General features: G+C 40.5%; 7 protein-coding genes. 3 read left to right on the top strand and 4 right to left on the bottom strand.

Features of this window, described 5'->3' with window-relative positions; genetic code table 11:
* Positions 1 to 436 precede the first annotated feature (436 nt).
* The 4 genes from CW749_RS05590 to CW749_RS05570 all read right to left on the bottom strand — a co-directional run bounded on the left by CW749_RS05590 (position 437) and on the right by CW749_RS05570 (position 4,376).
* Complete coding sequence (locus tag CW749_RS05590; RefSeq protein ID WP_101111067.1) at positions 437 to 1,081, bottom strand: hypothetical protein; 645 nt, start codon at positions 1,079 to 1,081, stop codon at positions 437 to 439.
* A 1,109-nt stretch (positions 1,082 to 2,190) separates the two neighbouring features.
* Positions 2,191 to 2,586, bottom strand: coding sequence for a DUF3465 domain-containing protein (locus CW749_RS05585; RefSeq protein WP_101111066.1), 396 nt, complete (start codon positions 2,584 to 2,586; stop codon positions 2,191 to 2,193).
* A gap of 136 nt (positions 2,587 to 2,722) precedes the next feature.
* A complete protein-coding gene (locus CW749_RS05580; protein WP_145997828.1) occupies positions 2,723 to 3,271 on the bottom strand; it encodes a hypothetical protein in 549 nt (182 codons plus the stop codon).
* Positions 3,272 to 3,989: 718 nt separating this feature from the next.
* On the bottom strand, positions 3,990 to 4,376 hold the full coding sequence (locus CW749_RS05570) for a VOC family protein (RefSeq protein ID WP_101111063.1): 387 nt from the start codon (positions 4,374 to 4,376) through the stop codon (positions 3,990 to 3,992).
* 111 nt (positions 4,377 to 4,487) lie between these two features.
* Here CW749_RS05570 and CW749_RS05565 point away from each other — a divergent pair, with 111 nt between their 5' ends.
* The 3 genes from CW749_RS05565 to CW749_RS05555 all read left to right on the top strand — a co-directional run bounded on the left by CW749_RS05565 (position 4,488) and on the right by CW749_RS05555 (position 5,536).
* Positions 4,488 to 4,676: a hypothetical protein gene (locus CW749_RS05565; RefSeq protein ID WP_101111062.1), complete on the top strand. Its 189-nt coding sequence runs from the start codon at positions 4,488 to 4,490 to the stop codon at positions 4,674 to 4,676.
* 300 nt (positions 4,677 to 4,976) lie between these two features.
* Positions 4,977 to 5,258: a type II toxin-antitoxin system RelB/DinJ family antitoxin gene (locus CW749_RS05560; RefSeq protein ID WP_101111061.1), complete on the top strand. Its 282-nt coding sequence runs from the start codon at positions 4,977 to 4,979 to the stop codon at positions 5,256 to 5,258.
* Positions 5,258 to 5,536, top strand: a complete 279-nt coding sequence (locus CW749_RS05555) for a type II toxin-antitoxin system RelE/ParE family toxin (protein ID WP_101111060.1) — start codon at positions 5,258 to 5,260, stop codon at positions 5,534 to 5,536. The genes CW749_RS05560 and CW749_RS05555 overlap by 1 nt, the downstream gene beginning before the upstream one ends.
* The last annotated feature ends 594 nt before the right edge of the window (positions 5,537 to 6,130 follow it).

The raw sequence follows: 6,130 nt of genomic DNA, 5'->3' as shown, positions 1-6,130 counted from the left end.
TGAGTTTATGGGCACTGGAGATTGAAAAACGGCGAGGTCCTAACCGGGCTGCCGTCGCGTTAGCCAATAAACTGATGCGGATTGCATGGGCTGTCATCCGCAGAAATGAAGAGTATCAACCAGCCTAAAAGACAACACCACAACCTTTTGCAAAGTACGTAGTGAGATGAATAACAGGATAAATCCTACACGTTGAAAACCTTCTGCTCACGTTGGTTATTTAAACCGATAAGGTGATTAGGACTTCGTGTTCGACTGCCTCATCTTGGCCAAGGCAATAGCCGCTAAAACAGGCCGTATATATGGTAGTTAACCTGCGCTTTGAATCAGACTACTGACTTGCAAAAATGGGGGAGACCATATATGTGAGCGACGCTTGGCTATACTTGAGCGAAGCGAAACTGCCAAGCGTTGCGAATCACTCTTAAATGCTTTGTTAGGTATGTTGTTTTAGGTTTTGCCCAAACATAAACAAAAACATCTCTGCCTGTGCTGCTGTGCACTCTGAAGATAGTGCAAAATCGTTCATAATTTTCAGATACTCAGGATAAAGGTTTGGGGCATTTGTATAAGTCATACGCTTCATGCCAGCAAACTCTTTATAAATACCTGTATTGATGGCTTCAATTACTCGAATGTCCAAAATTAGTGGCTCATGCCCCTCAATTTCACCTCCAACAAAATAGAGAAATTTTGAGTATGTAGACAACCCTAACCCACTAATTTCTTTTACTTTGTTGTAGTGTGTTTCCCAGTCATCAATACCTTGCGATGCACACTTTAATAAAGAGGCTATCTCAGGCAATTTCTTGATAATCTTTGAGAAGTTGTTGCCCCTCATGCCTGATGAGTAGCCCCATAGAATCGTTGATATTATTAACTTGTTGTAATCCTGAGTGTCTGCGATGTCTTTGAGGTCTTGCCTGCGTAGTTTTACATCCTGTTCACCAGAAAATATAGATTGTATTGTATTCCAAATTTCTGGGTGGTTCTCTTGATACTTTTCCCAAGTAGCTAGTTTTGTACCAATAGCATGGTCTGCTACAGGCAAATGACCAATCAAGGATTTGTAATTTTCCATAGTTCCCTCTGAATACCTAACGCCCAGTTAAGTAGCCAAAACGTACAAATGCTGTTTCTGCAAACTACCCTAAACACAAAACTCACCGCAAACTAAAAATGCCACGCGTTTTTGGTCTGCTTGAACTGTTTGTTAGAGCGATACAAACAAAAAACTCGCTGGGCAATGAAGCACTTAGCTTGCATATAATGAAAGGCATTTTAACCAACAAAACTTACTGCAACCAGACCACAAAGCCCAAAACACCGACTCAGTCGAGAATCTAGGGAAACAAGCCGAGAGCAAAGCCTCAAAATTTAGCGAACTCAATTGGTTTTGAAAACTTGCAGCAACTTGGATTACGACGCCTTATCAACCTTGATGCAGGTTGAGAAAGCTAACTCTAAAACACAGAAGCCAGCAACTTTCGAGAACCTTACAAACCTTGAATTTTCAAAGCGCTATAACGATTAGCTAAGTGGCTAACAAACCTGCCACCTCGCTCAATTAAAGCACCTTAAACACACCGCTAAACCAAGCTAAAAATGCCAAGCGTTTGTTAGTCCGTCTTAAGCGCCTTGTTAGCTGACTGCACAATAAAACGTGGCATACCAAGGTGTTGATTGCTTTGACTTTACGCCTCGCGAACGCAAAAACCAAGCCTTACGTTGAAAACACAAACACAACCCAGAAAAGGGGCTTGGCAAAGAAGAAATAACCAAAAAACTCAAATCCAAAAAGCTCGGCTGAATTTCAAAAGGATGCTTTCGAAACGGTTAATGAAACGTGCTCAAGAACGACTGAGTTTATCTAGCCTTACAGCATCAAAGAAACCGCGCCAAAGAACTAAACGGACACACCACTTCAGTAAACGAATCAGGTTGATTCACCAGAAATACAAACAGTGCCACTGGCGAGATAGTGATTAGCACCGCCCTTTCGTATGTGTAGCTAGTGCGGGAATCAATAGATTTAAACCCTTGAAACTTTAACTCCAGCTAACGCCGCGTTAAGTGGTGAGCAACGCAGACCACCGCACCTAAAGTATTGTGCCGTAAACACTAAATTCAAAGCAAACTAAAAATGCCGAGCGTTGGGAATCCGTCTTAAACGCTTTGTTATGTGAATTTTTACTCGTACTTTTTACCGTTGTGCTTTAACCAACCATGCGGGTGTCTATTGTTAGGGTCATGGTGCGTCCAGTGCATTACACCACCCTTTTTATTCCATTCATATTCACCGTAGAACTGAACTCGATCGCCTATTCTTAAGTTAGGAATCCTAGGCGCAAGATCGATATTGTGAGCAACAAGTAAGGTTTGTTTACTATTCAGTCTTATGATGAATTTTTGATGTCGAATTCCATCATTATCATCGGGTAACAAACGAATTACAGTGCCTACACCCAGAACTTGAAGGTCACTTTGATGGTTTTCATATGCCTGTTTCAATTTGTGATCATTGGCTTGCGCACCAACTGACATCAGGCACAAAGCTGCCACAAATATTACTAAAAACTGCTTCATATACTCAAATCCCTTGAATATAACGCCCGCTTAAGCCGCTGCCAACGCAACACAACGGCTACCGCATTGCGCCTTAAACACAATTATTACTGCAAACCAAAAATGCCACGCGTTGGCGGTCGGCTTGAAGCGTTTGTTAGGTTTTTTGTTCTATTTTCTGCAGCCTATTTAGCTCTGCCGTGGGTACCTGTGATAGAACACCTTTGGCTTCCAAAATTTGAGTAACTCTTATTTCAATACGTGAACTCAGCTCACCTTCATCATGAGAAAGATCGTCGTCAATATTTTCAATCATTTTCTCAAATAGCGGTTGAAACATCGATTCAGCTACCATTTCAATCTCTTTTGCCTGGTAATCCTTTTTCAGTTGGTCGTAGTTCTCTTCGGGAACTATCATCGCGGAGTTTAACAATAATTGGGGTGGTATAAAAATTGTTTGAATTGAATTTTTCAATGTAATTCCCCCCTCGTCAATATCGATGATTTTATATAGGTTACTGCCTATACCACTGCCCGAACCCGTATAAACAATGTATGCATTTCGCCCAGCAACAGCCTCTAACTTCTCTTTTAGTTTCTTATATTCACTCTTCTTTTGTAAATAATCTTTAAGGTAAAAAGTAATCGCGACACTGAGCACAGTAGTAACTACAGCAAATAATATTTTAAGATAATCAAATTCCATAATGAGCCTAAACATAGATCTAATCAAATAACGTATTAGATGAAAATACAAAATTAAAAGCTGACAACTTATTTCAATATGAAACCTAATGCAAAATTGCTCATTACAAATTTGAATTCTCTCATAATTTAATATGAAAACTACGGAAAACTTGCTGATAGCTCAACAATACCTAACGCCCAGTTAAGTAGCCAAAAACGCATAAATACTGTTTCTGCAAACTACCCTAAACACAAAACTCAGCGCAAACTAAAAATGCCACGCGTTTTTGGTCTGCTTGAACTGTTTGTTATAGCGATACAAGCAAACAGACTTAACTTGGCAATGAAGCACTTAGCTTGCATTCAATGGACAGCATCTTAGCCAACAAGACTTACTGCAACCAGACCACAAAGCCCAAAACACCGATTCAGTCGAGAATTTAGAGGAACAAACCGAAAACCAAGCTTCAAAATTCAGCAAATCTGACTGGAATTGAAAGCTTGCAGCGACTTGGTTTGCTGAGAATTTTCCACCTTGGGTTTGGTTAAGGAATCAAACTCTAAACCACTGAAGCCAGCAACTTTCGAATTCCTTACAAACCTTGAATTATCAAAGCGCTATAACGCCCAATTAAACTGCCAAAAACGTACAAATGCCGTTTCTGCATACCACCTTAAACACCAAACTCAACGTAAACTAAAAATGCCACGCGTTTTTGGTCTGTTTGAATTGTTTGTTAGGTGCTTTCTTCAATTTTCCACGGAGGGTTTAGTCGATTTTCACCAGCCCAATACAACTTGATTTTGTTTCCTGATGGGTCACTTAATACCGCTTCTTTCCAGAGGAACGGTTGATCGATGGGCTCTTGATCGAACTCTATACCTTTATCTTTCAGGTTTTCTACCAGTTGATCGAGTTCTTCATGTTCAAAGTAAACAACACCTCTACATTCTAACCCACGTTTCTCTGGGTCTAAGTAGATTGAAAATGTAGAATCTCCATCGAGAAAAGAGAAACGAGCATAATGCTCATCGCTGACAATTTGAATAAGCCCTAATGCTTTGTAAAAGGTTACTGCCATCTTGATATCATCAACAGCCAAAGTTACTTGATTTAGATTCAAATACTTTCCTTGTATCGCATGTAAGCGCCTAACGCCCAGTTAAGTAGCCAAAAACGCACAAATGCGGTTTCTGCAAACTACCCTAACCACTAAACTCAACGCAAACTAAAAATGCCACGCGTTTTTGGTCTGCTTGAACTGTTTGTTAGAGCGATACAAACAAAAAACTCGCTTGGCAATGAAGCACTTAGCTTGCATTCAATGAACAGCATCTTAACCAACAAAACCGATTCAGTCGAGAATTTAGAGAAACAAGCCGAGAACAAAGCTTCAAAACTCTGCGAACCGAATTGGGTTTGAAAGCTTGCAGCAACTTGGTTTGCGAGGATTTAACACCTTGATTCAGGTTGAGGAATCGAACTTAAAAACACTGAAGCAGCAATTTTCGGCAGCCTTACAACCCCTAAATTATCAAAGCGCTATAACGCCCAATTAAACTGCCAAAAACGTACAAATGCCACTTCTGCAAGCCACCGTAAACACATTACTCAACGTAAACTAAAAATGCCATGCGTTTTTGGTCTGTTTGAATTGTTTGTTAGTTGCCCATCCCAATGAGTAGTGCTAACATTTGTACACACAGAAGCAAAGGGGGATATTATGGACACTAGAATTCAATTTCGTGTTGATGAGGAAACAAAACGCCTAGCTCAACAAATGGCTGAAAGCCAAGGTCGCACACTAAGCGATGCTTGCCGTGAGCTTACTGAGCAACTTGCTGAACAACAAAGAAAAACATTATCTCACGATGCTTGGCTAACTGAACAAATAAACCTAGCATTTGATAAGTTTGACTCAGGAAAAGCGGATTTCGTTGAACATCAAACTGCTAAATCTCGAATGGAAGAGCGGAAAGCAAGAATTCGTAACCGAGGTAAGTAATGATTTTATGGGAAGAAGAGTCACTTAATGATCGCGAAAAGATCTTTGAATTTCTCTATGACTTCAACCCTGATGCTGCAGAGAAAACAGACAACCTAATCGAAGCAAAAGTAGAAAACTTGTTAGAGCAACCTCTTATGGGAGTTCAACGAGACGGTATGCGTGGGCGACTACTCATCATCCCCGAGATTTCAATGATTGTTTCATATTGGGTTGAAGGCGATATCATCCGAATTATGCGCGTACTTCACCATAAGCAAAAGTTCCCAATGGGTTGATTACTCCCTCAGGGAAACTAACGCCCAGTTAAGTAGCCAAAAACGCACAAATGCTGTTTCTGCAATCTACCCTAACCACTAAACCCAACGCAAACTAAAAATGCCACGCGTTTTTGGTCTGCTTGAACTGTTTGTTGTAGCGATACAAGCAAACAGACTTAACTTGGGAATGAAGCACTTAGCTTGCATTCAATGAACTGCATCTTAACCAACAACATTTACTGCAACCAGACCACAAAACCCAAAACACCGATTCAGTCGAGAATTTAGGGAAACGAGCCGAAAGCAAAGCTTCAAAATTCAACGAACCGAATTGATTTTGAAAGCTTACAGAAATTTGGTTTGCGAGGATTTACCACCTTGATTTCGGTGGAGAAATCGCATTCAAAAATACTGAAGCCAACAACTTTCGAGAACCTGACAAACCTTGAATTATCAAAGCGCTATAACGCCCTGTTAAGGGGTGAGCAACGCAATACCGGAGCCGCTGCATACCACCTTAATCACTTAAACCAACGCATAGTGAAAATGCCACGCGTTGCGAATCCCTCTTGAACAGTTTGTTATATGTTTAACTGTATTAGTTCCGACTAG

The organism is Vibrio sp. vnigr-6D03 (assembly GCF_002835515.1).
GTDB classification, from domain to species: domain Bacteria; phylum Pseudomonadota; class Gammaproteobacteria; order Enterobacterales; family Vibrionaceae; genus Vibrio; species Vibrio penaeicida.
The sequence above is the reverse complement of the archived record's forward strand: the minus strand, read 5'-3'. Positions and strand labels throughout refer to the sequence as shown.

Excerpts from the sequence above, each read along its gene's own strand:
- CW749_RS05590 (WP_101111067.1), bottom strand. The coding sequence starts at position 1,081 with ATGGAAAATTACAAATCCTTGATTGGTCATTTGCCTGTAGCAGACCAT.
- CW749_RS05585 (WP_101111066.1), bottom strand. The coding sequence starts at position 2,586 with ATGAAGCAGTTTTTAGTAATATTTGTGGCAGCTTTGTGCCTGATGTCA.
- CW749_RS05580 (WP_145997828.1), bottom strand. The coding sequence starts at position 3,271 with ATGGAATTTGATTATCTTAAAATATTATTTGCTGTAGTTACTACTGTG.
- CW749_RS05565 (WP_101111062.1), top strand. The coding sequence starts at position 4,488 with ATGCCACGCGTTTTTGGTCTGCTTGAACTGTTTGTTAGAGCGATACAA.
- CW749_RS05560 (WP_101111061.1), top strand. The coding sequence starts at position 4,977 with ATGGACACTAGAATTCAATTTCGTGTTGATGAGGAAACAAAACGCCTA.
- CW749_RS05555 (WP_101111060.1), top strand. The coding sequence starts at position 5,258 with ATGATTTTATGGGAAGAAGAGTCACTTAATGATCGCGAAAAGATCTTT.